This window comes from Jeotgalibacillus marinus (assembly GCF_040801915.1).
GTDB lineage: Bacteria > Bacillota > Bacilli > Bacillales > Jeotgalibacillaceae > Jeotgalibacillus > Jeotgalibacillus marinus.
The window spans coordinates 19,909-46,127 of record NZ_JBFMIA010000018.1 but is presented as its reverse complement, the minus strand read 5'-3'; the positions used below and the strand labels follow the sequence as shown (position 1 = coordinate 46,127).

Annotated in this window: 26 protein-coding genes; all 26 read left to right on the top strand. The window is 40.2% G+C overall.

The features are described 5' to 3' along the window. Positions 1-23: 23 nt before the first annotated feature. Entirely contained in the window at positions 24-140 is a 117-nt protein-coding gene (locus AB1471_RS14185) for an FCD domain-containing protein (protein ID WP_367780429.1), read from the top strand. 570 nt (positions 141-710) lie between these two features. After that, positions 711-2,696 (top strand): methionine--tRNA ligase, encoded by a 1,986-nt coding sequence (gene metG, locus AB1471_RS14180; RefSeq protein ID WP_367780428.1) that lies wholly within the window; start codon positions 711-713, stop codon positions 2,694-2,696. Positions 2,697-3,125: 429 nt separating this feature from the next. Continuing rightward, positions 3,126-3,890 (top strand): TatD family hydrolase, encoded by a 765-nt coding sequence (locus AB1471_RS14175; RefSeq protein ID WP_367780427.1) that lies wholly within the window; start codon positions 3,126-3,128, stop codon positions 3,888-3,890. A gap of 246 nt (positions 3,891-4,136) precedes the next feature. Next, positions 4,137-5,348 (top strand): resuscitation-promoting factor, encoded by a 1,212-nt coding sequence (locus tag AB1471_RS14170; RefSeq protein WP_367780426.1) that lies wholly within the window; start codon positions 4,137-4,139, stop codon positions 5,346-5,348. A gap of 224 nt (positions 5,349-5,572) precedes the next feature. After that, positions 5,573-6,133, top strand: coding sequence for a ribonuclease M5 (rnmV, locus tag AB1471_RS14165; RefSeq protein WP_367780425.1), 561 nt, complete (start codon positions 5,573-5,575; stop codon positions 6,131-6,133). Beyond that, entirely contained in the window at positions 6,126-7,004 is an 879-nt protein-coding gene (gene rsmA / locus AB1471_RS14160; protein WP_367780424.1) for a 16S rRNA (adenine(1518)-N(6)/adenine(1519)-N(6))-dimethyltransferase RsmA, read from the top strand. Before rnmV ends, rsmA begins: the two co-directional genes overlap by 8 nt. A gap of 193 nt (positions 7,005-7,197) precedes the next feature. Next, a complete protein-coding gene (yabG, locus tag AB1471_RS14155) occupies positions 7,198-8,130 on the top strand; it encodes a sporulation peptidase YabG (protein ID WP_367780423.1) in 933 nt (310 codons plus the stop codon). Positions 8,131-8,219: 89 nt separating this feature from the next. After that, complete coding sequence (veg, locus tag AB1471_RS14150; RefSeq protein WP_367780422.1) at positions 8,220-8,483, top strand: biofilm formation stimulator Veg; 264 nt, start codon at positions 8,220-8,222, stop codon at positions 8,481-8,483. A 108-nt stretch (positions 8,484-8,591) separates the two neighbouring features. Then, positions 8,592-8,765: a small, acid-soluble spore protein, alpha/beta type gene (locus tag AB1471_RS14145; protein WP_367780421.1), complete on the top strand. Its 174-nt coding sequence runs from the start codon at positions 8,592-8,594 to the stop codon at positions 8,763-8,765. A 482-nt stretch (positions 8,766-9,247) separates the two neighbouring features. Next, complete coding sequence (gene ispE, locus AB1471_RS14140; protein WP_367780420.1) at positions 9,248-10,117, top strand: 4-(cytidine 5'-diphospho)-2-C-methyl-D-erythritol kinase; 870 nt, start codon at positions 9,248-9,250, stop codon at positions 10,115-10,117. Between the two features lie 61 nt (positions 10,118-10,178). Then, entirely contained in the window at positions 10,179-11,024 is an 846-nt protein-coding gene (purR, locus tag AB1471_RS14135) for a pur operon repressor (RefSeq protein WP_367780419.1), read from the top strand. A 323-nt stretch (positions 11,025-11,347) separates the two neighbouring features. Then, positions 11,348-11,641, top strand: a complete 294-nt coding sequence (gene spoVG / locus AB1471_RS14130) for a septation regulator SpoVG (RefSeq protein ID WP_367780418.1) — start codon at positions 11,348-11,350, stop codon at positions 11,639-11,641. A gap of 280 nt (positions 11,642-11,921) precedes the next feature. Continuing rightward, positions 11,922-13,295, top strand: a complete 1,374-nt coding sequence (glmU, locus tag AB1471_RS14125) for a bifunctional UDP-N-acetylglucosamine diphosphorylase/glucosamine-1-phosphate N-acetyltransferase GlmU (RefSeq protein ID WP_367780417.1) — start codon at positions 11,922-11,924, stop codon at positions 13,293-13,295. A 12-nt stretch (positions 13,296-13,307) separates the two neighbouring features. Further along, a complete protein-coding gene (locus AB1471_RS14120; RefSeq protein WP_367780416.1) occupies positions 13,308-14,267 on the top strand; it encodes a ribose-phosphate diphosphokinase in 960 nt (319 codons plus the stop codon). Between the two features lie 201 nt (positions 14,268-14,468). Further along, complete coding sequence (locus tag AB1471_RS14115) at positions 14,469-15,098, top strand: 50S ribosomal protein L25/general stress protein Ctc (protein ID WP_367780415.1); 630 nt, start codon at positions 14,469-14,471, stop codon at positions 15,096-15,098. A gap of 105 nt (positions 15,099-15,203) precedes the next feature. Further along, complete coding sequence (gene pth / locus AB1471_RS14110) at positions 15,204-15,767, top strand: aminoacyl-tRNA hydrolase (RefSeq protein ID WP_367780414.1); 564 nt, start codon at positions 15,204-15,206, stop codon at positions 15,765-15,767. Positions 15,768-15,832: 65 nt separating this feature from the next. Beyond that, complete coding sequence (gene fin / locus AB1471_RS14105) at positions 15,833-16,063, top strand: anti-sigma-F factor Fin (protein ID WP_367780413.1); 231 nt, start codon at positions 15,833-15,835, stop codon at positions 16,061-16,063. A 98-nt stretch (positions 16,064-16,161) separates the two neighbouring features. Further along, entirely contained in the window at positions 16,162-19,710 is a 3,549-nt protein-coding gene (gene mfd, locus AB1471_RS14100) for a transcription-repair coupling factor (protein ID WP_367780412.1), read from the top strand. Between the two features lie 280 nt (positions 19,711-19,990). Beyond that, positions 19,991-20,527 carry a stage V sporulation protein T gene (gene spoVT, locus AB1471_RS14095; protein WP_367780411.1) on the top strand — a complete coding sequence of 179 codons (537 nt, stop codon included), beginning with the start codon at positions 19,991-19,993 and terminating at the stop codon, positions 20,525-20,527. A 249-nt stretch (positions 20,528-20,776) separates the two neighbouring features. Next, positions 20,777-22,378 (top strand): putative polysaccharide biosynthesis protein, encoded by a 1,602-nt coding sequence (locus AB1471_RS14090; RefSeq protein WP_367780410.1) that lies wholly within the window; start codon positions 20,777-20,779, stop codon positions 22,376-22,378. A 50-nt stretch (positions 22,379-22,428) separates the two neighbouring features. After that, on the top strand, positions 22,429-23,895 hold the full coding sequence (gene yabN, locus AB1471_RS14085) for a bifunctional methyltransferase/pyrophosphohydrolase YabN (protein WP_367780409.1): 1,467 nt from the start codon (positions 22,429-22,431) through the stop codon (positions 23,893-23,895). 16 nt (positions 23,896-23,911) lie between these two features. Beyond that, a complete protein-coding gene (locus AB1471_RS14080; RefSeq protein ID WP_367780408.1) occupies positions 23,912-24,178 on the top strand; it encodes an RNA-binding S4 domain-containing protein in 267 nt (88 codons plus the stop codon). A 98-nt stretch (positions 24,179-24,276) separates the two neighbouring features. Continuing rightward, complete coding sequence (yabP, locus tag AB1471_RS14075; protein ID WP_367780407.1) at positions 24,277-24,570, top strand: sporulation protein YabP; 294 nt, start codon at positions 24,277-24,279, stop codon at positions 24,568-24,570. Then, positions 24,567-25,103: a spore cortex biosynthesis protein YabQ gene (gene yabQ, locus AB1471_RS14070; RefSeq protein ID WP_367780406.1), complete on the top strand. Its 537-nt coding sequence runs from the start codon at positions 24,567-24,569 to the stop codon at positions 25,101-25,103. Before yabP ends, yabQ begins: the two co-directional genes overlap by 4 nt. A 57-nt stretch (positions 25,104-25,160) precedes the next feature. Beyond that, the gene (locus AB1471_RS14065) at positions 25,161-25,580 is read left to right on the top strand and encodes an FtsB family cell division protein (protein WP_367780405.1); all 420 of its coding nucleotides are present in this window, start codon (positions 25,161-25,163) and stop codon (positions 25,578-25,580) included. 107 nt (positions 25,581-25,687) lie between these two features. Further along, positions 25,688-26,119, top strand: coding sequence for a S1 domain-containing RNA-binding protein (locus tag AB1471_RS14060; RefSeq protein ID WP_367780404.1), 432 nt, complete (start codon positions 25,688-25,690; stop codon positions 26,117-26,119). Positions 26,120-26,219: the final 100 nt, after the last annotated feature.

The window sequence follows — 26,219 nt, the reverse complement described above, 5'->3', positions numbered from 1 at the left end:
TCTATCATAAGCGTCCTTTTTTAATCGATGAGCACCAAGAGATTTACGATGCCATTAAGCAGTGCGATACGGATAAAGCTGAAAAACTGATGCGGCAGCATTTAAAAGCCGATTTAGATTTTTCGATTCATTTTTTGTAAAAAAAGCGTTGGGCCTCGTCATTTGAGTGCTCACCGTTTTTTGTTTTATTTGTTTTATGCTTTTTTTTCTTATCAAACACTTCCATTCGCTTGAGGAAAGGGACTAACACGAAAATCAATCATACAGATTGCTTCAGCTGCTGAGGGAAAAAAGGATGGTTTTTGGTCGAGGTTGTTTGGTAGCAAGTCCGAATTTTCATTAAACCGATTGACTTGGGTTCGGATGTTTTAACCAGCACATCATAATCTGATAATTGCACTGTTTCATCCTTTGTCTCGTCAGTTGCCCGATCATATTTTTCTCTAATTGTGCCTCTGTTTGATAATCAACGTTTTGAACCCCTCGTTCATTTATTATTTTATATAACACATTGGCCAATTGTTCCGAGCCGCTTAGCTACAGCAGCTAGCCCCTCGAGGTTAGAAGGCACGCTGACTTGTAGGGTAACGAGTTGCTTACTTTTCTTAGTTGCATTAACCTTTGTTTTCGGGTATATTTTTTAGCATATGAATGCGTGTCGGAACTGGTTTTCTGACGGTAAATGAGAAGCGACGTGAGGAGGATTTTCGGTGAGTCAGTCTAATAAGACTTTTTACATTACGACCCCTATTTATTACCCGAGTGGTAAGTTGCACATCGGTCACGCCTATACAACGGTGGCTGGCGATGCGATGGCGAGGTACAAGCGATTACGTGGTTTTGATGTGATGTATCTGACTGGAACGGATGAACATGGTCAGAAAATCCAAGAGAAAGCCAATGAAAAAGGGATTTCTCCTCAACTGTATGTAGATGAAATCGTTGAAGGTATCCAAAAGTTGTGGAATAAAATGGATATATCGTATGATGATTTTATTCGTACAACGGAAACACGACATAAAGAAGTAGTTGAGAAAATTTTCAAACAGCTTTTGGACCAAGGTGATATTTATTTAGGTGAATACGAAGGTTGGTACTCGATTCCTGATGAAACGTTTTACACGGAAACGCAACTTGTTGATAAAAAACTGGACGAAGCAGGTAATGTTATAGGCGGGAACAGCCCTGATAGTGGTCACCCCGTTGAAAAGGTTCGTGAAGAGTCGTATTTCTTCAGAATGGGAAAATACGCTGAGCGTTTGATGAAGTATTACGAAGATAATACAGAATTCATTCAACCTGAATCACGTAAAAACGAAATGATCAATAACTTTATCAAACCAGGTCTTGAAGATTTAGCAGTATCTCGAACGACATTTGACTGGGGCGTGAAAGTTCCTGGTGATCCGAAGCATGTTGTGTACGTTTGGATTGATGCATTATCAAACTACATTACTGCACTTGGCTACGGTTCTGAAAATGATGAACGTTTCAAACAATTTTGGCCAGCTAATGTTCATTTAATGAGTAAAGAAATCGTTCGTTTTCATACGATATACTGGCCGATTATGTTGATGGCGCTAGATCTACCGCTACCGAAAAAGGTATTCGCTCATGGTTGGCTATTAATGAAAGACGGTAAAATGTCTAAATCTAAAGGGAATGTCGTGGACCCAGTGACGTTAATTGATCGTTACGGTCTTGATGCGTTACGTTATTATCTACTACGAGAAGTTCCATTTGGTTCTGACGGCATTTTTACACCAGAGGGCTTTGTTGAGCGAATCAATTTTGATCTGGCAAATGATCTCGGGAACTTGCTAAATCGCACAGTTGCGATGATTAATAAGTATTTTGATGGTGAAATTCCAACGTATAAAGGATCAGATGGTACGTTTGACCAACAATTACTCTCACTAAACCATGAGACTATTTTAAAATACCAAGATTCAATGGAGAAGATGGAATTCTCAGTTGCGCTCTCAACCATTTGGCAGCTAATTAGCCGAACGAATAAATACATTGATGAAACACAACCATGGATGTTGGCGAAGGATGAAGCTAGAAAAGGTGAGCTTGGTCATGTGATGAATCACTTAGCAGAAACATTGCGACGCATAGCTGTTCTACTTCAACCATTTTTAACAAGGACGCCAGCTCATATTTTACAACAGCTTCAGCTTATAGATGAACGATTCTTATCTTGGGAAAGCTTAGATGAATTCGGTGTAATTCCAGAGGGAACAAAGGTTATTGGTAAAGGAGAGCCGATTTTTCCAAGACTTGAAGTGGAAGACGAAGTAGCTTACATTCAAGAGAAAATGACGGGATCTGTTCAAGCAGAAGAAACTGAAGAAATCGTCGAGCTTGAAGAAGAGATCGTCATTGATGACTTCATGAAAGTGGACTTGCGTGTCGCTACCGTTACAAAAGCTGAACCTGTTAAAAAAACGGATAAACTGATGAAATTACAGCTTGATTTAGGATTTGAACAACGCCAAGTCGTTTCGGGAATTGCAAAATTTTATCAACCAGAAGATCTCGTGGGTAAGAAAGTGATCTGCGTGACAAACTTAAAACCAGTGAAACTTCGAGGAGAACTTTCTCAAGGAATGATCTTAGCTGGAGAAAAAGATGGAGTACTGGCATTAGCACAAGTTGCCCAATCGCTCCAAAATGGTGCAAGAGTAAAATAAATAAATAGAGGAATGATAGGGAGAGAACGTGTTATTATGACGTCTCTCTTTTTCCTTTTCACAAAAAATCATGTGTTACATTTGTGTAACGAAACAGTAACAGAGGAAAAGGTTCACTTTAATATTATTGTGTTAGCAAGTTAATTAGTATAGCCTCTTCTAGATGATATTCACGTGAAATAATATTGTAATATATATTTTAATTTGAGATAGTCCCATTAATCTATTGCTAATTAAGGGTTTGGTTTTTTGTATTACTATAGTAATAATATATTTATTCTATATATAAGGTAGGATTGAATTTCATGAGGAAGCATTGTGAATATTTCACATTAAGTTTGTGACAAAAATGTTATGTGATTGTTACATTAGTGAGATGCTTGTTACAGAATTTTTTTATACACTAAAACTACTAAAGGAGAGAACTTTATGTTGTTTGATACACATGTCCATTTGAACGCTGAGCAATTTGAAGAAGATGTCGCTGAAGTAATTAACCGAGCGAAAGAAAACGGGATTGAGTGGATGACAGTCGTAGGGTGTGACCGCCTGTCAATTAAGAAAGCACTCGAGCTAGTTGAGGAGTATGATTTTATTTATGCTTCTGTTGGGTGGCACCCGGTTGATGCTATTGATATGACGGATGAAGATTTAGCTTGGATTGAAGAACTGGCTGCCCATCCGAAGGTCGTAGCAATTGGTGAAATGGGGCTTGATTATCACTGGGAAAAATCACCACATGATATTCAAAAAGATGTTTTTAGAAAACAAATTCAATTAGCCAAACGTGTAAAGTTACCGATTGTTATACATAACCGAGACGCAACACAAGATGTGATCGATATTTTAAAATCAGAGGGTGCCGATGAAGTGGGTGGAATTATGCACTGCTATGGTGGCAGTGTGGAAGTTGCAAAACAATGCATAGGCATGAATTTTATGATTTCTCTTGGTGGTCCTGTCACATTTAAAAATGCTAAAAAGCCCAAAGAAGTAGCAGTTGAAATTCCTTTAGAGCACTTGTTGATCGAAACAGACGCACCGTTTTTAGCGCCTCATCCATACAGAGGGAAACGAAATGAGCCAGGTTATGTAAAACTAGTCGCTGAACAGATTGCTGATCTTAAAGGGATTACGTACGAAGAAGTCGGAAAACAAACGACACAAAATGCTAAAAAATTATTTAAATTATAAATTGCGGTGTGTCAAGACACCATGGGATTTTCTTCAACGGATTGTGATGAAATCTACGACATAATGCCTAAGAATTCACCATTAAGAATGATAGACTTGTCGATAAAAAACTCTTTTCAAGACAGTTTCTCGTATGCATAATGGGACATACCTCCCCTGCGCAGGGAATATATAGTCATAAATTCAGAGATTGACAAGCCACATCAATAGTCTTTATAATCACTCGGAGTAAAGGAGGAGTTTTTCATGCAACTGAAAAATAACATGAAAAACCTGTTTCCGAAGTCTATGAGTAAGAGGAATTGGGTCAATAGTTTGGTGACTATTACGTTATTTGTAGTAGTCGTTAGCTTTTTATTTCATGAAGGAACGAAAAAGACTGTTACCCTTTCTCTCAATGGTGAAGAGCAATTGGTGCGCACACACGCGTCAACCGTAAAAGACATATTTCAAGAATTAGAGTTAGATTTGCAGACTCAAGACTATCTTTCTCCCTCAGGCGACTCAGCGGTCTATCACGATATGAAAGTCCGGTGGAGAGAAGCGAAACAGGTGTCATTTGATATAGGGAAAGAAACTCAACAACTGATGACCACAGCAGAGACAGTAGAAGAATTTCTTCGTAAACAAAAAATAAAAATCGGGGATCATGATGAACTGTCCCATGATTTAAAAGATAAGATCGAAGAAAATATGACAATATCATTAGATCAAGCATTTGCTTGGACTTTAGTTGATGGTTTGAATGATCAAGAAGTATGGTCAACTTCGATCACCGTCGCTGACTTTTTAAAACAGCATAATATCAAGCTGAAAAAAGATGATCGAATAGAGCCTGCACTAAACACTACACTAGTGAAGGGTGCCTCTGTGACGATCATCCGTGTTGAAAAAGTCACCGATGTGTTGGAAGAAACAAAAGACTTCGCCGTTGAAACGAGAAAAGATGAAGATCTTACCACGGGAACGGAAGAAGTTATTCAAGAGGGTGAAGAAGGCCTAATTGAAAAAACGTATGAGATTGTAATGGAAAATGAGAAAGAAATTTCTCGTGAATTAATAAGTGAAAAAACCGTAAAAGAAAGCAAAAATGAAGTTGTTTCTGTTGGTACAAAGGTAGTTGCTGACGTTTCACGTGGAACAAAAGCAACACAAACAGCAAGTGAAGGAACAGAGATGTATGTATCATCAACTGCTTACACTTCTTATTGTAATGGGTGCTCGGGTATTACAACTACAGGTATTAATCTGAAAGCGAATCCAAACGTTAAAGTAATTGCTGTCGATCCATCTGTCATTCCGCTTGGGTCTGAAGTATATGTAGAAGGCTACGGTTATGCTATTGCTGCCGACACTGGTGGTGCAGTCAAAGGAAACAAGATCGACGTCTTCATTCCAACACAAGAAGAGGCGTATCGTTGGGGAAATAGACGAGTATTAATTACCGTGTTACCCTAGAAGGTTAAAGGCGGCATCCTGTATTAAAAATCGTAAGAAAGCCGGAGAGGTCTACCTAATTGATTATGTTTAATTGGAAGCAGGGGGAGTAATCTCCCTGTTTTTTGTGTGTTTTTTGGTGTTTTGATTTATACTAAAGAGATGAATGATTTGACCTTGTGTGAAAACGAGTTATGTAAGGCATTATAATAGAAGTAACAGGAAAGAAAAGGCTGGAGGCTCTAATGAAAATAAAAGAAATTATTGTCGTGGAGGGGCGCGACGATACAACTGCAATCAAGCGCGCAGTCAATGCAGATACAATCGAAACAAATGGCTCAGCGGTTCCATTGAGCGTGCTTGAACGAATTCAGCATGCACAAGGTAAAAGAGGCGTTATCATCCTTACTGATCCAGATTATCCAGGTCAGCGAATCCGCCAAATCGTTTCTGATCATGTACCAGGCTGCAAGCATGCTTTTATCGACCGTCAAGACGCACTGAGAAAGAAAGGGCGTGGGCTTGGTGTGGAGCATGCTTCACCAGATGTCATTCGTAAGGCGCTCAAACAAGCCCATACCATGGCAGAAGAACCGCTTGAACAGATTTCAAAAGAAGATTTGATTGAAGCGGGTCTAATCGGTGGATCAAAAGCGAAAGTACGAAGAGAAAAATTAGGGGTAAGTTTGAACATAGGATATACGAACGGAAAGCAATTGTACAACCGTTTGTTGATGTTCCAAATTTCAAAAGAAGAGTTTATCAGTGAGATGACACGTATACTACAGGAGGAGCAAGATGTCTAAGGATATAGCAACACCTATTCGCACGAAAGAGATAATGAAGAAATATGGTTTTTCATTTAAGAAGAGCTTAGGTCAAAACTTCTTGATTGACCCGAATATCCTTCATAATATTGTTGATCACGCAGGCCTAACAAAGGAACAGGGGGCAATTGAGATCGGTCCTGGAATTGGAGCGCTGACAGAACACCTAGCTCGTGCGTCAAAAAAAGTTGTTTCATTTGAAATTGATCAGCGTCTGTTACCGATCTTGGAGGATACTCTGTCACCATACGACAACATCAAAATCTTACAATCTGATGTGCTAAAAGCGAATATAGGAAGTGTTATTGAAGAGGAATTTGCAGGAACGGAGGATGTAATGGTCGTTGCAAATCTTCCTTACTACGTTACAACACCGATTATTTTAAAGTTCCTAACTGAAAATCTTCCAATTAAAGGTCTTGTGATCATGCTTCAAAAAGAAGTAGCAGACCGAATCGCTGCTGCTCCAGGATCGAAAAACTACGGTTCTCTTTCAATTGCCATTCAGTACTACACAGAAGCTGCAACCGTTATGACAGTTCCAAAGACTGTGTTTATGCCACAACCAAATGTCGATTCGGCTGTTATAAAGTTAATGAAACGAGCTAAGCCAGCAGTGGAAGTTAAAGATGAAGAATTTTTCTTCGTCATCACTCGCTCTTCTTTTTCTCAGAGAAGAAAAACGATTTTAAATAACTTAACGAGCCAGCTTCCAGAAGGTAAAGCAAAGAAAGAAAGTATCCTTTCTGCGTTAGAAGAAGCAAACATTGATCCGACCCGCCGTGGAGAAAGTTTATCTATTCCGGAATTTGGTGCGTTAGCAGACGCGCTGTATCCATATTTTAACTAGCCAAATAATTCGCCTGATTGCCGTTGAGTGCAATCGGGTTTTTTGTATAGGTGATTTTCATTGATGCCGTAAGTTACCGAAACCTAGTAGGCTTCCGTCAGTGATCCCTTGTGCTTGTCGGAATTGAACGAACTGCTTGCCTCTTTGTGTGAACAGTCTAGTAGGCTTTTGCATACAGTAAAGGGAGGTCATAATGACGGGAGGCCATGTGATGGAATGGATCAACCAGTTGGTTGGGCGGAAATCCTATGGATGTGATGTGCTTTTTCGTGTAGTAGATGTTGTGGAAAAGGAAGGCGTAGAAACTGCCATTTTGTATGGATCGGATATTCGTCTCATAGCAGATGCGCCTGTTAACGATCTCGTGTGTATGACAGAAAAAGAAATCGAACGAATTGAAGAAGAGTGGAGAAACCAAGAGGAAGAGTCTTTTCATTCGTTTACAAATGATACAAAAAATGAGAATCAGCGAGAAGACTCTTCCTCAGTTCTAGCTTTTCACTTGCCAGGACGTGTTCTTCATCTTGATGGCGACTCTAAATATTTAACAAAATGCATAGATGCCTACACCTCATTAAGCGTTCCGGTCGTGGGTGTACATTGTCCAGAAAAAGAAATGCCAGAAAGAGTTTCTTTACTGATCGAACGCTATCAGCCGCAAATTCTTGTGTTAACCGGACACGATGCGTACTTGCCGTCACGAGGGAAAAAGAACGATGTGCGATCCTATCGGAACTCCAGCTTTTATGTTAAAGCCGTACAAGAAGCAAGGAGAAAAATGCCTAGCTTAGATCAGCTTGTTATCTTTGCAGGTGCTTGTCAATCTCATTTTGAATCACTCATCCACGGGGGCGCCAACTTTGCGAGCTCACCACTACGAGTAAATATTCATGCGCTCGATCCAGTTTATACAGTGGGTAAAATAAGTTACACATCGTTCAAAGATTCGGTGGATGTTAGTGATATCCTTCGTCATACATTAGCAGATGAAGATGGTATTGGAGGGGTTGAAACGAAAGGTGTCCTTCGAACAGGGACGCCTTATAAAGCTGAAATGTATGTTGAGCAAGATGAAAGGATAGTGGATAGCGAAAATAATCGGTATTTGCATAATAAAAATCATTGACATATTCATTCAATCATTGATAAAATGATACTTTTATTTGACCTCGTAGTACCAATGTGTTATACTACTGGCAGTGAGGTGGAAGCGGAATGCCAAAAACTTTAGCCGACATTAAAAAGGCACTTGATTTAAATCTTGGGAAACGTCTAATGTTAAAAGCCAATGGTGGAAGACGCAAGACAATCGAGCGTTCAGGAGTTCTAACTGAAACGTATCCGTCCATTTTTATCGTGGAATTGGATCAGGATGAGCATGCTTTTGAGCGGGTATCGTATAGCTACACCGATGTACTTACTGAATCTGTAGAAATAACATTTATGGATGAAGGTGCGGAAGCAATTACCGTAAGCTAGCAGTGGACAGTCGTTTACTGCTTTTTTATTTGGCCGTGTAGCGTATATGCTACACGGTTTTGTACATATTAACGAATGGCGGTACTTATCTGGAGGGGGATGTCTGACATGGGTAGACGAAGAAGTATTATGTCTGATCAACTCAAAGAAGAAATCGCCACAGAGCTCGGTTTTTATGACACCGTTAAGCGAGAAGGCTGGGGCGGCATAAAATCTCGAGACGCCGGTAACATGGTGAAACGAGCCATCGAAATGGCAGAGAGACAGTTAACGAATAAATAGTGACTACTATGACAACGGAGTAGGAACTTTTCTTTAACGAAGCTTCTCAGGTTGCTAAGGTGAGTGTAGATTCATATATGTGAATAAATAGTACCTGCCTGAAAAAATCCAGCGAAGAATGTTCTCTCGCTGGATTTTTCAATGTTCAAGAAAGTGTTGGGTTGGGTACGTACGTGAAGAGGTCCGCACAATAAAAGGCGTTTGTGAGAAAGAAGTAATTAGCTGTAAGAATTATATTAGAATTGGTAAAATAAATTAAACTATTGAGAGGTAAGAAAAAACGAGAGCCCCCAATATCTAGTTCCTCCTGTCCTTGTCCAGTTGTACGGGCAGGCTCTTGGGTCGTAAGAGTTCGTGTTGTGGTGGCTAAAAAGGGCCTACTTGCCTTCCTCTTCCTCCTGTACAGTCTGAACGCTCGCTTTCACTTTTCTTCATTTATGCTACAATAGCTTCATTGAACTGTTAGTGTGAGGTGATCTAGGTTGAAGATGTTGGTGAAAGCACCTGCGAAGATTAATTTGTCGTTAGATGTGCTTAGTAAAAGATCGGATGGATTTCATGAGGTCAAGATGGTGATGACGATGGTGGATTTAGCTGATCGCATTGAGTTGGAATTGGTGGATGATGGCATGATCCACATTTTATCTCACGATCGCTTTGTTCCTGGAGATCATCGTAATCTCGCGTATAAAGCAGCGGATCTTCTCCGTAAGCGGTACAATGTGACGCAAGGGGTGGCGATAACAATTCAAAAGCAGATACCCGTTGCAGCTGGTTTAGCTGGAGGTAGTAGCGATGCGGCTGCTACACTTCGCGGGTTAAACACGCTTTGGGATTTACGCATTCCGATCGATGAGCTGGCTGAAGTTGGAGCAGAAATTGGATCAGATGTATCTTTCTGTATTTATGGAGGAACCGCTCTTGCAACCGGGAGAGGTGAAGTCATTCAGGAACTCCCTGCCCCGCCAAAGTGTTGGGTGATTCTTGCAAAACCATCAATAGGTGTTTCGACAGCGGATGTTTATCATTCTTTTAAGGTGGATAAAGATAACCACCCCAACACAGAAGGTATGGTGAAAGCGATCAAAGAGCAGGATTACAAAGGAATGTGTGAGAACCTAGGTAATGCACTTGAAAGTGTTACATTAAAAATGCATCCGGAAGTGGCTCATATTAAAGAGCAAATGGAACGTTTTGGTGCGGACGCTGTGCTAATGAGCGGGAGTGGACCGACTGTTTTTGGGCTTGTTGAGTATGAATCAAAGGTTCAGCGCGTTTATAACGGGTTGCGTGGGTTTTGTGATCAGGTATTTGCGGTAAGGATACTAGGTGACCGAAACCCTCTTGCTTAAATCCGTATGATAATGATATAGTTACTTTATTTATTCGGGTTTTAGGGAGGTTTTGACGAAAATGAAGGTCAAGCGCAGTGAACGGCTTATTGATATGACACATTATTTGGTGGAGCATCCACGGAAATTAGTACCGCTCACTTTTTTCGCAGATCGTTTTCAATCAGCTAAATCATCGATCAGTGAAGATTTAGTGATTGTCAAGGAAAGCTTTAAACTACGAGGTGTTGGAACGCTACAAACCGTTTCAGGTGCAGCGGGTGGCGTGAAATACATTCCAGGAATCAAACGGAAGCAGGCAGAAGAATTAATTGATACGTTACGTGAACACGTTTCGCATTCTGATCGTTTATTACCTGGTGGTTATTTGTACTTGACGGATATCCTTGGTGACATTCATTTAATGAATCATATAGGAAAGCTTTTTGCTGCTGCATTTGCCGACCAAGATATTGATGTCATTATGACCGTCGCGACGAAGGGAATCGGCATTGCCCATGCTGTCGCTCGCTACCTTGGAGTGCCAGTGGTGGTTGTAAGGCGTGATAGCAAGGTGACTGAAGGTTCAACGGTAAGCATTAATTATGTATCAGGTTCGTCTAAACGAATTCAAACAATGCTATTATCGAAACGAAGCCTTGCACAAGGTTCACGTGTATTAATCGTGGATGACTTTATGCGAGCTGGTGGAACAGCTGCGGGAATGAAGAGTTTATTAGATGAGTTTTCCGCGACGGTTGCAGGAATAGGTATTTTTATCGAATCTGAATATAGGGAAGAGCATCTAGTGGATGACTACATCTCTTTACTGAAGTTAGCAGGGGTCGATGAGAAAGATAAAACGATTAGAGTAACGACAGGAAATTACTTTGATCAAGTCCAATCATTTCTGAGTACTAATGAATAAGCGAATCTGAAGTAAATAAGCTTTACGGTGATAGTTTGGCGAACATCGTCCAACTAGCTAGTACGTGGAAGTGTCGAAACTTCCTAAAGGTGTCGTAATCGAAATTAAAGTTGTTGCGCTAGTAAAAGCATAAATATAGAAAATAGACCTTTTGGCTTATCAGCCAGAGGTTTTTTTAGGTGTTAAAAACCATTGAAATACGTATGTTAATAGTGTAAATTTATAATTATTAAAAAAATCTAATAATTTATGTAGGAAATTTAGCCCCCTATGACGAATTGATAGAAGGAGAGTCGTCTAGGGAGAAAGGTGGTGGAGATTCCGTGGAAGTTACAGATGTGAGATTGCGTCTAGTTAGCACCGATGGCCGTATGAGGGCGATCGCTTCAATAACATTGGATAATGAGTTTGTTGTTCATGATATTCGAGTGATTGATGGGAATAACGGACTATTTGTTGCAATGCCAAGTAAGCGAACACCTAATGGTGAATTTCGGGATATTGCTCACCCAATAAATTCTAGCACACGAGAAATGATTCAAGACTCAATTCTTGATGAATACCAGCGTGCTGGAGAAATAGAGGAAGTTGAGCAATTTGAAAAAGCGGGCGTTTAATAAAATTATTATGAAGATATGTTTTTTGGGGAGACCTAGCTGATTATCAGTTAGGTTTTTTTTAACGTACTCTGATGACATTGGAGCGTAGAAAGACGAACAAGAACAGAAGATAAACTTAACTTCCATAAATTTAAAGTAAAAGAAGTGATTTCCTAGAGGATTTCTATTCGAACACGGCAATGTAATAACAGATTGTTCTGAAATAAGTAGATTCCTTGAAATGGTGCAATTTTTTATATATATTTGAAGGGGAAAAATGTTGACTGGAGGACCGACGATGTCGAATCGATATGCGGTAATTTTAGCTGCGGGCCAGGGTACACGCATGCAGTCTAAGTTGTATAAAGTATTGCATCCAGTATGTGGAAAGCCGATGGTGGAACATGTGGTGGAACAAGTGAAAAAAGTAAATATGAGTGAAGTTGTAACCGTTGTTGGTCATGGTGCTGAACTCGTACAAGCTCAGCTTGGCGATCGTTCAGAATTTGTATTACAGGCAGAGCAGTTAGGAACCGCTCATGCTGTGATGCAAGCTAAAGATCGTTTGCAAGATAAAGATGGAATCACGTTAGTCGTATGTGGGGACACACCGTTGATTACAGCTGAAACCATGTCTTCTCTTATTCAGCATCATGAGGAGCAACAGGCGAAGGTGACAATTTTAACTGCTCACCAAGACAATCCAGGTGGCTACGGACGAATGATTCGTGATGATAGAGGTCTGGTTAAGCGAATTGTCGAACATAAGGATGCGAATGAAGCGGAACTTACCGTGCAGGAAGTCAATACAGGAACGTACTGTTTTGACAATCGAGCACTGTTCGAAGCAATTGAAAAAGTCAATAATGACAATGTTCAAGGGGAGTATTATTTGCCGGATGTGATTGAAATTCTTCAATCACAAGGGGAAACAATTGCTGCATTTCAAACGCCGCTTGCAAGTGAAACGTTAGGAGTTAACGACCGTGTGGCTTTATCTAAAGCAGAGCAATTAATGCGTACGCGAATTAATGAGCAGCACATGCGGAATGGCGTTTCATTGATTGATCCGGTGAACACGTACATTAGCAGTGAAGCAGTTATCGGCCGCGATACAGTTGTTTACCCAGGCACTGTCATTGAGGGTGAAACGACAATTGGAGAGGATTGCATAATCGGTCCCAATAGCGAGATTAAGAACAGTACAGTGGCTGATCGTACTGTAATCAAGCAATCCGTAGTGCATAATAGTGCGGTAGGGTCAGATGTGAACATTGGACCGTTTGCCCACGTTCGTCCTCAATCAAACATTTCAGATGAAGTGAAAATCGGTAATTTTGTTGAAATCAAAAAAACAAATTTCAGAAGAGGCAGTAAAGCTTCGCATCTAAGTTATATTGGAGATGCAGAAGTGGGCACTGATGTAAATATTGGTTGCGGTTCTATTACAGTTAATTATGATGGTAAAAATAAATATCTAACTACAATTGAAGATAACGTATTTGTAGGGTGTAATTCAAACCTTGTTGCACCTGTCACAGTAGGAAAAGGTGCATACGTTGCAGCGGGATCTACGATCACAAAAGACGTGCCAGGTGAAGCATTATCCATTGCCAGAGCGCGTCAAGAAAACAAAGAGGGATACGCAAGCAAGATTCACCCTAAAAATTAATTGGAGGCCATCATGTCTAAAAAATATTGCAATTCCAAACTGAAAATATTTTCTCTTAATTCAAACGAAGAATTAGCGAAGGATATTGCATCAGCGATAGGAACAGACCTTGGAAAATGTTCAGTAACAAGCTTTAGTGACGGTGAAATACAAATCAATATAGAAGAAAGTATTCGTGGATGTGACGTATTCGTTGTTCAGTCAACATCGACACCTGTAAATGAAAACTTAATGGAGTTATTAATCATGGTGGATGCACTTAAACGTGCATCAGCGAAAACGATTAACATTGTAATGCCATACTACGGCTATGGACGTCAAGACCGCAAAGCACGTGCACGTGAACCAATCACTGCAAAGCTTATTGCGAACTTACTTGAGACAGCCGGAGCAACACGAGTGATCACGCTAGATCTACACGCTCCACAAATCCAAGGCTTTTTTGATATCTTAATTGACCACCTTCGTGGCGTTCCGATTATTGCAGAATATTTCTTAGAAAAGAATTTTAATCCGGAAGAAATTGTCATTGTTTCTCCAGATCACGGTGGTGTAACACGTACGCGTAAATTAGCTGATCGTTTAAAAGCACCGATTGCGATTATTGATAAACGCCGACCTAAACCAAACGTGGCTGAAATCATGAACATCGTCGGAAATGTAGAAGGAAAAACGGTGATCTTGATTGATGATATTATTGATACGGCAGGTACGATCACACTTGCGGCTAATGCGTTGATCGAAAGTGGCGCAAAAGAAGTATACGCAAGCTGTACGCATCCTGTTTTATCTGGCCCAGCAATCGAGCGAATCAATAATTCGGCAATAAAAGAACTTGTTGTAACAAATTCAATTGCATTAGATGAAGAAAAAAAAGGTGGCAAAATTGTTGAGCTTTCTGTTGCCAACCTACTTGCTGAAGCGATCATTCGTGTTTACGAAGAAAAATCAGTAAGCATGCTTTTTGATTAAATTAAGCGCTAGCGGCTCGCGCTGAATGATTAAAAAACCGACTTCCTTGTGAAGTCGGTTTTTTGGCGGTTGTAACGTCTTTTTTAATAAATGATAAAAATCTTCTACTATCTTGGGTACAAGAGGTTTAAGCACTAAAACTCTGGGGTAAGTTTAAAGTATGAAAAAAATGTGAAATTAACTTTGGAGGGTGATTAAACTATGAGTTCGTTATTAAAAGCAGCAAAACGTGAAAGATTTAAAAAGTCCGATCTAACTGAGCTACGCAACGAAGGGAAGTTACCAGCTGTTGTATATGGTTATAAAGTTGAAAATACATCAATTTCTATTAACGAGCTCGAATTGGTGAAGAGCATTCGTGAAGTTGGACGTAACGGGATTATTGATCTTGAAATCGAAGGAAAAAAACAAAAGGTCGTTCTAAGTGATTATCAATCAGATTTTTTGAAAGGTGAAATTATTCACGCCGACTTCCTAGCGATTGACATGTCTTCAGAGCTTAATGTAGATGTAACCATTCATCTAACAGGTGATGCTGCGGGTACTAAGGAAGGTGGTATTGTTCAATCAATTCTTCATGAATTATCTGTTACAGCTAAACCGACCGATATCCCTGAATATATTGAAGTGGATGTAAGTAAACTGGAGGTAGGTGAAACAATTCCAGTTAGTGAAATCCGTGAAGATTATAAAAAAATTATGATTAACCACGAAGATGATGAATCAATCGTTACAGTTCTTACTCCTCGTATTGAACAAGAGCCAGAAGAGACCGATGAAGAGACACAAGAGTCCGAACATGTTGGTGAAGAAAAAGAAGAACAGGCTTAATAATAAATATTTCGGGCGTAACCATTTAGGTTACGCCCGAAATAGTTTATGATGGATAAAGAGGATTGAACTAATTTCTTCGTATTACGATGAGGTGTATCAAACATGAAATTGATTGTTGGTTTAGGAAATCCAGGGAAACAATATGATAAAACAAAGCACAATATCGGCTTTTCAGTGATTGATGAGCTTGCCGCCCGCTGGGATGCTCCACTTTTACAAAGTAAGTTTAAAGGAGCGTTTAGTACAGTTCATAAAAATGGTGAAAAAGTCATTTTGCTAAAGCCACTAACGTACATGAATCTTTCAGGAGAAAGTATTCGTCCGCTGATGGATTATTATGATATTCAAACAGAGGACTTAGTTGTGCTTTATGATGACCTTGATTTGCCAACAGGTTCTTTGCGTCTAAGACAAAAAGGCAGTGCGGGTGGCCACAATGGCATAAAAAGCACGATTTCTCATGTCGGAACACAGAACTTTAATCGTATTAGAATCGGCATTAACCGTCCACCGCAAGGAATGAAGGTACCGGATTATGTTCTGAGCCGATTTTCAGACGAAGATTGGGCTGCGATGCAGGATGTTATTAAAAAAAGTGCAGATGCATGCGAAACATTTCTTGAAAAACCATTTTTAGAAGTAATGAATGAATTTAATGGCCGGTAAATGAATATCTCTTGCACCAGCGGCTTATACTAAGTTATCAAGCTGCATGAAGGGAGCTGGCATATATGGCCATTCATTACAACTGCCGCCATTGTGGAAATTCAGTTGGAAAATTAGATAACCACTCTGTAAACTCGGAAAAGCTTGGCATTCATAAGCTATCAAACGAAGAACGGCAAAGCATGGTATCCTATACAAACGATGGGCATGTTCAGATTCAGACAATCTGCGAGGATTGCCAAGAGTCGCTTGAACGAAACCCTGATTACCATGAATTAGATCAATTTATACAGTAAGAAGCTTTGGATGGCTCATCCAAGGCATTTTTTGCTATTACAACCTCTAGTTGCTGCGGCACGCCGCTTGCGCTTTTAATATAGGAGGAGAGAGACTGTTGAATTCGTTATTAAATGGTTTACTGAACGATAAGCAATTTGATTCAGTAATACAAGACATTGAAAATGGGGTGCGTGAACAACTTTTGTCGGGTCTTTCGGGCTCTGCACGCAGTTCATTTATGGCAGGTATATATCAAAAGTTAGACCGCCCGATGATGGTTGTTACCCACAACCTGCTCCAAGCTCAGCGCCTATATGAAGATTTGTCTCAATTTATTCGAGAGGAAGATTTGTTCCTTTATCCTGCAAATGAACTTATTGCAGCGGAAATGAGCATTGCCAGTCCTGAGCTTCTTGCTCAACGACTGGAGGCGATGAATCATTTAGCGACAAATGGGAGAGGACTATACATTGTTCCTATAGCTGGACTTAGAAAAATCGTTCCACCAAAAGACAAATGGAACGTTTATCAATTTACATTAAATACAGGCGATGAAATCAAGTTGCAAGAAATTCTTTCATCACTTGTAAAAATGGGATATTATCGGGCAGAAATGGTAAGTAGTCCGGGTGAATTTAGTATACGCGGAGGCATTATTGATATTTATCCTCTTACCTTACAGCACCCCGTGCGAATCGAACTGTTTGATACTGAGGTAGACTCTATCCGAACGTTTTCAGCTGATGACCAACGTTCCATGGATACACTTCAACAGGTATCGATAGGACCTGCTAGTGAGGTTATTATGGAAAAAGATAACTTTGAGCGAGTTGCAGCTGAATTATCTAATCGTCTGAAAAACAGCTTGAAAAAAGTCAAGAAAGCATCAATTAAAGAAGCCATGGCTGAACAAGCAGAATATGAAATTGGCTTACTGAAAAATGGACAGAAGCCCGAACAGCTATTTAAATATCAATCTTTCGCATACGATGAAGTCGTGAGTTTAGTAGAATACTTACCAGAAGATGGAGTGTTATTTTTTGATGAAATGAGCCGCATTCACGAGACGGATGAGACGCTTGAAAAGGAAGAGATGGAATGGTATTTGTCTTTACTAGAAGACGGAAAAATCATTCATGACGTGCCAGTTTCAAACAGTCTGGCACAAATTCTTGCGCGTGGAAAAAGGAAGATGGTTTATTTTTCTTTATTTACAAGACAGATTCCACATACGAACCCACAAAAGATTCATACATTCTCTTGTAAGCCGATGCAAAGCTTCCACGGTCAAATGAATGTATTGAAAGCGGAACTGGATCGGTGGAAAAATAGCAAATATACTGTCGTGCTTCTTGCCCCAGATGGACAGCGCCTACAAAAATTTGAACGTGTGCTAGCAGATTATGATATTGATGTCGCGATTGTTCAAGAGAGACAACCGCTAATTCCACATGCCATTCAAATTGTAAATGGCAGTCTGCAATCAGGTTTTGAATTACCGATGCATAAAATCGCTGTCATGACTGAAGAAGAGCTGTTTCGTCAAAAGACACGGAAGAAAAAACGCGCACAGAAGCTATCAAACGCAGAGCGAATTAAGAACTACTCTGAATTGAAAATTGGCGACTACGTTGTTCACGTGAATCATGGTATAGGTAAATACTTAGGGGTTGAAACCTTAGAAATTAACGGCCTGCACAAAGACTATTTAAATGTACGTTACCAAGGTAATGACCAACTGTATGTACCGGTAGATCAAATTGAGCTTGTACAAAAATACGTTGGATCAGAAGGGAAAGAACCCAAGCTGTATAAGCTTGGTGGTACTGACTGGAAACGAGTTAAAAACAAGGTCCAATCATCTGTTGCAGATATCGCAGACGATTTAATCAAGCTTTATGCGGATCGAGAATCTGCTAAAGGCTTTGCATTTACAAAAGATACAAATGAACAACAAGAATTTGAATCAGTATTTCCATACCAAGAAACAGAAGATCAGCTTCGTTCAATTGAAGAAATTAAAAAAGATATGCAGCGAGACCGTCCGATGGATCGACTGCTGTGTGGGGATGTTGGGTACGGAAAAACAGAGGTAGCGATTCGAGCGGCCTTTAAAGCCATTATGGATGGTAAGCAAGTGGCCATTTTAGTTCCAACAACGATCCTAGCTCAACAACATTATGAAACATTGATGGATCGTATGCAGGACTTTCCAGTAAATATTGGCATGTTAAGTCGCTTCAGAACACGTAAACAACAACAAGAAACGATAAAAGGACTAGCGGCAGGCACGATTGATGTTGTCATTGGAACGCACCGCTTGTTGTCGAAAAGTATTAAGTACCGCGATATCGGCTTGTTAATTATCGATGAAGAACAACGTTTTGGTGTAACGCATAAAGAAAAAATTAAGCAGCTTAAAACGAATATTGATGTTTTGACTTTAACAGCGACGCCAATTCCGCGAACACTTCACATGTCAATGCTTGGAGTGCGTGATTTATCTGTTATTGAAACACCACCTGAAAATCGCTTTCCTGTTCAAACTTATGTTATGGAATACAACGGAGTACTTATTCGTGAGGCAATTGAACGTGAGCTTGCACGTAACGGACAAGTTTATTTTCTTTATAACCGAGTGGAAGATATCACAAAGAAAGCGGATGAGATTTCAACACTTGTGCCCAATGCTAGAGTTGCCGTTGCGCATGGTCGAATGAGTGAAACAGAGCTAGAGTCAGTTATTGTGCAATTTTTAGAAGGAGAATATGACGTGCTTGTTACGACAACCATTATAGAAACAGGTGTCGACATTCCAAACGTTAACACGCTAATTGTGTTTGATGCAGATCGGATGGGTCTGTCACAGTTATATCAATTACGCGGTCGTGTAGGACGCTCAAACCGAGTGGCTTATTCTTACTTTACGTATCGCAAAGATAAGGTCCTAACAGAGGTAGCAGAAAATCGACTGCAATCTATCAAGGAATTTACTGAGCTTGGCTCAGGCTTTAAAATTGCGATGCGTGACTTATCGATTCGAGGAGCCGGAAACCTTTTAGGTTCACAACAACACGGCTTTATCGACTCAGTCGGCTTTGATCTGTATTCTCAAATGCTACAAGAAGCCATTGAAGATCGAAAAAATCTATTGCCGGCATCTATGCAAAATAAAACGGAGCAAAAGCCATCCGTGGAAATTAATCTTGATGTGAAGCAGGATGCCTATATTCCCGAAAGTTATATTCCTGACGGTCATCAAAAAATCGAGATGTACAAAAAATTCCGTGCCATTGCAGAAGTAGAAGAAGTGACAGAGTTAAAAGATGAAATGATCGATCGGTTCGGCGACTATCCACAAGAAGTGCATACGCTATTTCAAATCGCTGAAATAAAAGCATATGGTAATCGCATTGGGCTACAAGCGATTCACCAAACGAAAGATTCGATTCAAATGGAACTTAGCGAAATTGGAACAAGTTATATTGATGGAGCAAAAGCATTTGAAATTAGTAACAGTCATGGTCGTGGTGTAGGCCTAGGTATGGATAACAATAAACTGAAGATTACTGTTCAAATACGCAACAAAAAACCAGAACAATGGTTTGAAACGGTTCACGATATCGTGTGTCGTTTACCAGGAGCAATTAAAGAACCAGCTTAATGAACGATCTTTGTTAAAGTCTTTATGATGTCTCTCTTCCGATAGGATAGTGTAAAAGGTATATTCGAACAGTGTGTTTGCGTATCAAAATGGAACTGAATTCCAATGGGATCGTACCTAAAAACATTGTCGCTAACTGGGTAAAGGTAGTAAGGTTGAATGTTTTTTGGAGAAATTGCGTAGATTAGGTATAATTACGACAATTTAATAAATACTAATCCTATGCAACAATCTGTAAAACTGAAATGGATGATTCCCCAGAGGAAAGAGAGGCATTTCGATGAAAGCAACTGGTATTGTACGACGAATTGATGACCTTGGACGAGTTGTGATTCCAAAAGAAATAAGACGAACGCTCCGAATTAGAGAAGGAGACCCACTCGAGATCTTTGTTGATCGAGAAGGTGAAGTAATTTTGAAGAAGTATTCACCAATCAATGAGCTAGGTAATTTCGCAAAAGAGTATGCGGAAGCCTTGCACGATAGTTTAGGGCACCCTGTATTCATTTGCGATCGAGATAATGTTGTAGCGATTGCTGGTGCGTCGAAAAAGGAATACCTAAACCGTCGTATTGGTACGGGTCTTGAAGAAATCATGACAGCTAGAAAAAACATTCTCTCAGTAAAGCAAAGCAATCTTGGCATTATTGAGCATCAAGATGAGGAGCTTGCGTCCTATGTTGTAGCACCAATTATCTCATCAGGCGATCCGATTGGCAGCGTCATTATTTTTTCGAAAGATCGTACACTTGGAGAAGTCGAACAAAAATCCTCCGAAACCGCAGCGGGCTTTTTGGGTAAACAGATGGAGAGCTAAAGTCTAGTAGGCTCATACAGCTGTGATAAGTAAAAAATGTCCTGTACAATTAGGAGCAGAACACAAAAACCGCAGCTGTTAGGCTGCGGTTTTTCCATTTGTCAGTAATGTAGGCGTTTGTTGAAGTGTAGAGAGTCTCTACTGTAGTGTAGAACAACTAAATTGAAGTTTACCACCCCCACAAAGACATCATCTTGTCATTTTGGTATAATAATTTTTATATGCAACTTTGGGCGGAGCGAAAGGCGAGTGGCAACAACGATGGATCGATCTTCAAACGAAATGATTAAAGGAGCGGCCATTTTAACGATAGCAGCTATTTTTTCTAAAATACTTAGCGCTTTGTATCGCGTTCCCTTTCAAAATATAGTAGGTGATACGGGCTTTTATATTTATCAACAAGTATACCCATTTTACGGTATCATGCTAGCACTGTGTACATATGCATTTCCTGTTATGATCTCAAAAATTATCGCGGAAAAGAGACTGATCGATTCAAAAAAAGAAGTGATGCGTGTTCTAAAGCTTTCCTTTCTTTTTTTAACCGTTGTGGGTGTTGGCTGGTTTATGTTCCTACGCTTTGGTGCAGAAACGATTGCACTTTGGATGGGTGATCGTTCATTAGCCCCTTTAATCTCCTTAATGGCATATCCCTTTTTGCTCCTGCCTATTTTATCAGCATCTAAAGGTTGGTTTCAGGCCCATCAAAACATGGTACCTTCAGCCTTTTCACAAGCACTTGAACAGCTTGTGCGTGTTGTAGCGATCTTAGGTTTTTCCATTGGGCTCATGTCAATTGAAGCGAGCCTTTATGATGTCGGAAAAGGAGCCGTATTTGGTTCGGTCGTGGGCGCTATTGCCGGTGTTGTGATTCTCATGATCTATATGAAAAAACAAGGGTTTACCATTTTGATGCTTCGGACATTTACAGTTAAACGCAGCGACTGGCGAATTTTCAAACAGCTCACGATCACAGGAAGCGCGATCGGTATGGGAAGTATGATGCTTGTTTTGTACCAGTTGATGGACGCGTTAAATGTATATGCGCTACTTGTCTCGAATGGAATGGGGGAAGAAGAAGCTAAAGTTGTAAAGGGTGTCTACGACAGAGGGCAGCCCCTTGTGCAAATGGGTGTTGTGGTAGCAACATCTTTGTCATTAACGATTGTTCCGATGGTAACAGCTGCTTTTCAAAAACAACAAATTGAAGTAGTTATAGAAAAGGCAAGGCTTGCACTTAAAATAGCATTATTGTTTGGTGGAGCAGCGGCAGTTGGACTGATGAACATCATCAAACCGCTTAATATCATGCTCTTTCAAGATGCTGTAGACTCTGAAATGTTAGCTGTATATGTGTTCGCTGTTTTGTTCGCATCGATCATTTTAAGCGTTAGTGCCGTGTTGCAGGGGATGGGTGATTTTCATTTTGCTGCATGGGCGATTGTTGTCAGTCTCGCGATTAAATATGGTGCAAACCAGCTTCTCGTACCTCGTTTTGAAACGTTGGGAGCGGCTGTAGCTACATTGATTGCGCTGCTTTTTGTTTTGATAGTTGTCATGTGGAGGCTTCGAAAAAAGGTTGGCTTTTTACTAGATCGATTATTTTATTTAAGATTAGTTACTGGTTTGATTGGGATGACGCTTGCGCTTCAGTTCTTATTCGTGATTTTACTCCCTTTTGATTGGACAAGCAGCCGGACATTCTCAAGTCTGATCACACTCATTGGCGTCGTGATTGGCGCATGGTTATTTTTCTACTTAACCTGGCGAAAAGGACTTTTCACAACAAAAGAAGTTGGGCAAATTCCACTAGGCAAAAAACTTGAGCGTATGTTTGGAGAAATAAACTAATCTTCTCAAGTGAGACTAGAAAACATATATCCCCTTAAGGAGACGGTTGTATGACACATAGAATAGAAATTATTGGACTTGGTGCAGGCGACTTAGATCAGCTTCCTCTCGGTGTTTATAAAAAGCTAAAAAGCTCAACACAGGTCATGGCGCGAACGCTGTCTCATCCTGTTATCGAGGCGCTCCAAGCTGAAGGTGTCGATTTTACATCTTTCGACCATGTATACGAAGCGCACGATCGTTTTGAAGACGTTTATCAAAAAATCGTAGAAAATTTAGTGAATCGAGCGAAAGAAGTCCCCGTTACGTATGCAGTACCAGGACACCCTTTAGTAGCAGAACAAACGGTTCAACTTCTTTTGTCTTTACAAAAAGAAGGCAAGATTACAGTTACAGTCGCTGGGGGACAAAGCTTTTTAGATGATTTGTTTACAGCCGTTGGCATCGATCCAATCGAAGGGTTTCAACTGTTAGATGGCACGGCTCTCCATCGAGATGATCTGCACGTTATGCAGCATGTCATCGTTGGGCAAGTGTACGATGCACACGTTGCGTCTGAGGTTAAACTTACGCTGATGGAAAAATACCCAGATGAATTTCCTGTGACGATTGTAACAGCAGCAGGGAGCAGTCAACAAACGATGAAAACCGTCCCGCTGTTTGAAATCGATCATGGCATGGAACTGAGTAATTTAACAAGCCTATACATTCCACCAATGAAAGAAGATGAGTTACTTTATAGAGAATTTTTCAAACTGCGTCAAATTATTGAAAAGTTGCGTAGCCCTGAAGGCTGCCCGTGGGATCGCGAACAAACACATGAATCGTTAAAGCGCTATTTAATTGAAGAAGTATACGAACTCCTTGAAGCAATCGATAACGATGACATCGACCATATAACCGAAGAACTCGGTGATGTATTGCTGCAGGTACTATTACATGCCCAAATAGGGGAAGACAATGGCTATTTTACCATTCAAGACGTACTTCATCATGTATCTGAAAAAATGGTACGTAGGCATCCTCACGTATTTAGTGATGTAACAGCAAAAACGGCAGACGACGTTATGAAAAACTGGCAAATGATCAAGCAAGAGGAAAAAGGGATCTCAGAAGAAGATAGACCTCTTTTAAAAGGAATTGGGGCTGGTCAACCGGCCCTCATCCAAGCAATGGAGATCCAAAAGAAAGCGGCAAAAGTAGGCTTCGATTGGGATGACTCTTCTGGTGCATGGGATAAGCTTGAAGAAGAATGGCAGGAGTTCCAAGAAGAAGTAGCGAACGGTAATAAAGAAGAAAGTTTAAAAGAATTTGGCGATGTGTTGTTTGCACTCGTAAATGTTTCTCGTTTTCACAATATTTATCCAGAAGAAGCACTTATTATGGCGAACCAAAAATTCATTACACGTTTCTCCTTTGTCGAAAAAAAGGTGAAAGAATCAGGCAAGTCTTTTCAGTCTTTTAATTTGGGGGAATTAGACGATTTTTGGAAAGAAGCAAAAAAACGAGGGATGTAGAAAGTAGGGATGGACAATGAGATTAGATAAATTTTTGAAGGTTTCTCGCCTCATCAAACGCAGAACGCTGGCGAAAGAAGTAGCAGACAAAGGGCGCATTATAGTGAATGGACAGCAAGCGAAAGCAAGCTCAGTGATTAAACTAGGCGACGAATTAACGATACGCTTTGGACAACGTGTCGTAACAGTATCGGTTGACCGACTGCAAGAAACATCACGAAAAGAAGAAGCTTCGACAATGTATACGATTATCAAAGAAGACCATGTCACCGCAGAAGAGTAACCTAAAAAAGTCCATATAAAAATGTACCGTCATACATTTCCCGCTTTGTGCATACAATGTGCTAAGTAACAGTTTGAACTACAAAGCGGGGTGGATAGATGCCTTATTCAAATGGTCCAAGAACAGATAAACCAGAACACGAAGTCACTATGAGTAAAAGGGAAACGCTCTCGATTACTGGGGTTCGCCATGTGGAAAGCTTTGATAACCAGGAATTCTTACTTGAAACGGTGGAAGGTTATTTATCAATCAAAGGAAAACAGCTGCAAATGGTTAACCTCGACGTAGATAAGGGTCATGTCTCGCTAAAAGGAAAAATAGATGACCTCTTATACATTGATGAACCGGGCCCGCAAGAAGCGAAAGGGCTCTTTAGCAAGCTGTTTCGATGATAGTAGATCTGCAGCTTCAAGTGATGATGACCATGATTGGGGCTGGTTCACTCATCGGTCTCAATTTAACGGTATATGATCGTTACATCATCCGCTCAAAGTCTTCAGGCTGGCGTTGGATAACAGATGGAATATTTTGGTGTGTACAAGCTTTCGTCGTATTCCTCTTGCTGTTTCAAGTAAATGGCGGAGAGTGGCGGATGTATGTGTTGTTATCAATTGTGTGTGGATTTGCAACGTACGAAGCATGTGTTAAAAAAATCATTCTATCGGTCTTAACTGTAATTGACAATATCATTAAGTGGTTTGGACGAGTTATTGCTTTCACCCTATCGATTTTGATCGTGACACCTGTCCTTATGATCTGGCGTTTGGTACGAGCGATTGGCAGGGTTCTTTTGTCTAGTGTTTTGGTGATTGCAAGGTTCTTGTATAGGCCTTTCGATTCTTTCTTACAAAATTCTCTAAAAAAATTGGCTTTCTTTCCAAAAAAGATAAAAAAGTGGCTTAATTTGTTATATAATAGGGAATAATCCGATACTCTCAGAGGATGACATGCGAGATGATAACAAGAAGGGGGAAGATCGCACATGGCAAATCCGCGCAAAACGGTTACATCAATAGATAACCAATATACAATCGAACAAACACAAAACGAACAACGAAAAGTCCAGCATAAAAAAAGACTCATTCGACGACTCTCTTTTTTCTTAGTTTTCGCCGTGGCCATAGGCGGTCTATTAGTTTCTTCTATGGTCACTCGTGCAAATGCACTTGAAGACAAATTAGCCGAAAAAGCTGTGCTTGAAGAACAAATTGTCCAACTTGAATTAGAAGAAAAAAAGCATGAAAGCGACATTGAAAAACTCAATGATGATGAATACATAGCGAAATTAGCTAGAAAAGACTATTTCTTAACAGGGAAGAATGAAATTAATTTTAACTTGCCGGAAGAGGCTGAAGCCTCTTCTAGTCTCGATAAAGAAGCGGATACGGATTTATCAGAATAGAATAATTTACATTTTTGAGTGTTGTTATATTGACACTCTTTTTTTATGTTCGCTATAATATAAAGTAAGGTCTATTTTTTATTTTTCTAAGGAGGATCATTTTTTTTATGTCAATCGAAGTAGGCAGCAAGGTACAAGGTAAAGTGACAGGCATCACTCATTTCGGGGCATTCGTTGAATTACCTGGGGGTTCAACAGGACTTGTGCATATCAGTGAAGTTGCGGATAACTATGTCAAGGACATCAACGAGCACCTAACAGTAGGCGCCGAAGTAGAAGTAAAGATCTTAAATGTGGAGAAGGATGGCAAGATTGGTTTGTCGATTCGTAAAGCAAAAGATCAACCACAGCAACAAACAACACAACGTCCTAGAACTAACCGAGTTAATAGTCGTGGCAACAATAGCGGTGGACCCGCAGGAAGAGAAACATTTGAACAAAAGATGGCTCGATTCCTTAAGGATAGTGAGGATCGCTTGACAACTCTAAAGCGCAGCACAGAATCAAAACGTGGCGGCCGAGGAGCAAAAAAAGGATAACAAGCTGTCAATTCGTATTTCCAGATGGCATCAATAATTTTGATCTATCTATTTACAGAGCATCATGGGGTTAGCGTTGAGCTAACTCCATTTTTTTGAT

Coding starts and splice junctions, on each gene's coding strand:
- AB1471_RS14145 (WP_367780421.1), top strand. CDS start 8,592: ATGGGTAGACGAAGAAGTATTATGTCTGATCAACTCAAAGAAGAAATC.
- yabP (WP_367780407.1), top strand. CDS start 24,277: ATGCCTTATTCAAATGGTCCAAGAACAGATAAACCAGAACACGAAGTC.
- veg (WP_367780422.1), top strand. CDS start 8,220: ATGCCAAAAACTTTAGCCGACATTAAAAAGGCACTTGATTTAAATCTT.
- yabN (WP_367780409.1), top strand. CDS start 22,429: ATGACACATAGAATAGAAATTATTGGACTTGGTGCAGGCGACTTAGAT.
- AB1471_RS14120 (WP_367780416.1), top strand. CDS start 13,308: ATGTCTAAAAAATATTGCAATTCCAAACTGAAAATATTTTCTCTTAAT.
- AB1471_RS14065 (WP_367780405.1), top strand. CDS start 25,161: ATGGCAAATCCGCGCAAAACGGTTACATCAATAGATAACCAATATACA.
- yabG (WP_367780423.1), top strand. CDS start 7,198: ATGACGGGAGGCCATGTGATGGAATGGATCAACCAGTTGGTTGGGCGG.
- yabQ (WP_367780406.1), top strand. CDS start 24,567: ATGATAGTAGATCTGCAGCTTCAAGTGATGATGACCATGATTGGGGCT.
- rsmA (WP_367780424.1), top strand. CDS start 6,126: ATGTCTAAGGATATAGCAACACCTATTCGCACGAAAGAGATAATGAAG.
- AB1471_RS14080 (WP_367780408.1), top strand. CDS start 23,912: ATGAGATTAGATAAATTTTTGAAGGTTTCTCGCCTCATCAAACGCAGA.
- purR (WP_367780419.1), top strand. CDS start 10,179: ATGAAGGTCAAGCGCAGTGAACGGCTTATTGATATGACACATTATTTG.
- rnmV (WP_367780425.1), top strand. CDS start 5,573: ATGAAAATAAAAGAAATTATTGTCGTGGAGGGGCGCGACGATACAACT.
- spoVT (WP_367780411.1), top strand. CDS start 19,991: ATGAAAGCAACTGGTATTGTACGACGAATTGATGACCTTGGACGAGTT.
- AB1471_RS14175 (WP_367780427.1), top strand. CDS start 3,126: ATGTTGTTTGATACACATGTCCATTTGAACGCTGAGCAATTTGAAGAA.
- fin (WP_367780413.1), top strand. CDS start 15,833: ATGGCCATTCATTACAACTGCCGCCATTGTGGAAATTCAGTTGGAAAA.
- AB1471_RS14060 (WP_367780404.1), top strand. CDS start 25,688: ATGTCAATCGAAGTAGGCAGCAAGGTACAAGGTAAAGTGACAGGCATC.
- AB1471_RS14170 (WP_367780426.1), top strand. CDS start 4,137: ATGCAACTGAAAAATAACATGAAAAACCTGTTTCCGAAGTCTATGAGT.
- glmU (WP_367780417.1), top strand. CDS start 11,922: ATGTCGAATCGATATGCGGTAATTTTAGCTGCGGGCCAGGGTACACGC.
- pth (WP_367780414.1), top strand. CDS start 15,204: ATGAAATTGATTGTTGGTTTAGGAAATCCAGGGAAACAATATGATAAA.
- AB1471_RS14115 (WP_367780415.1), top strand. CDS start 14,469: ATGAGTTCGTTATTAAAAGCAGCAAAACGTGAAAGATTTAAAAAGTCC.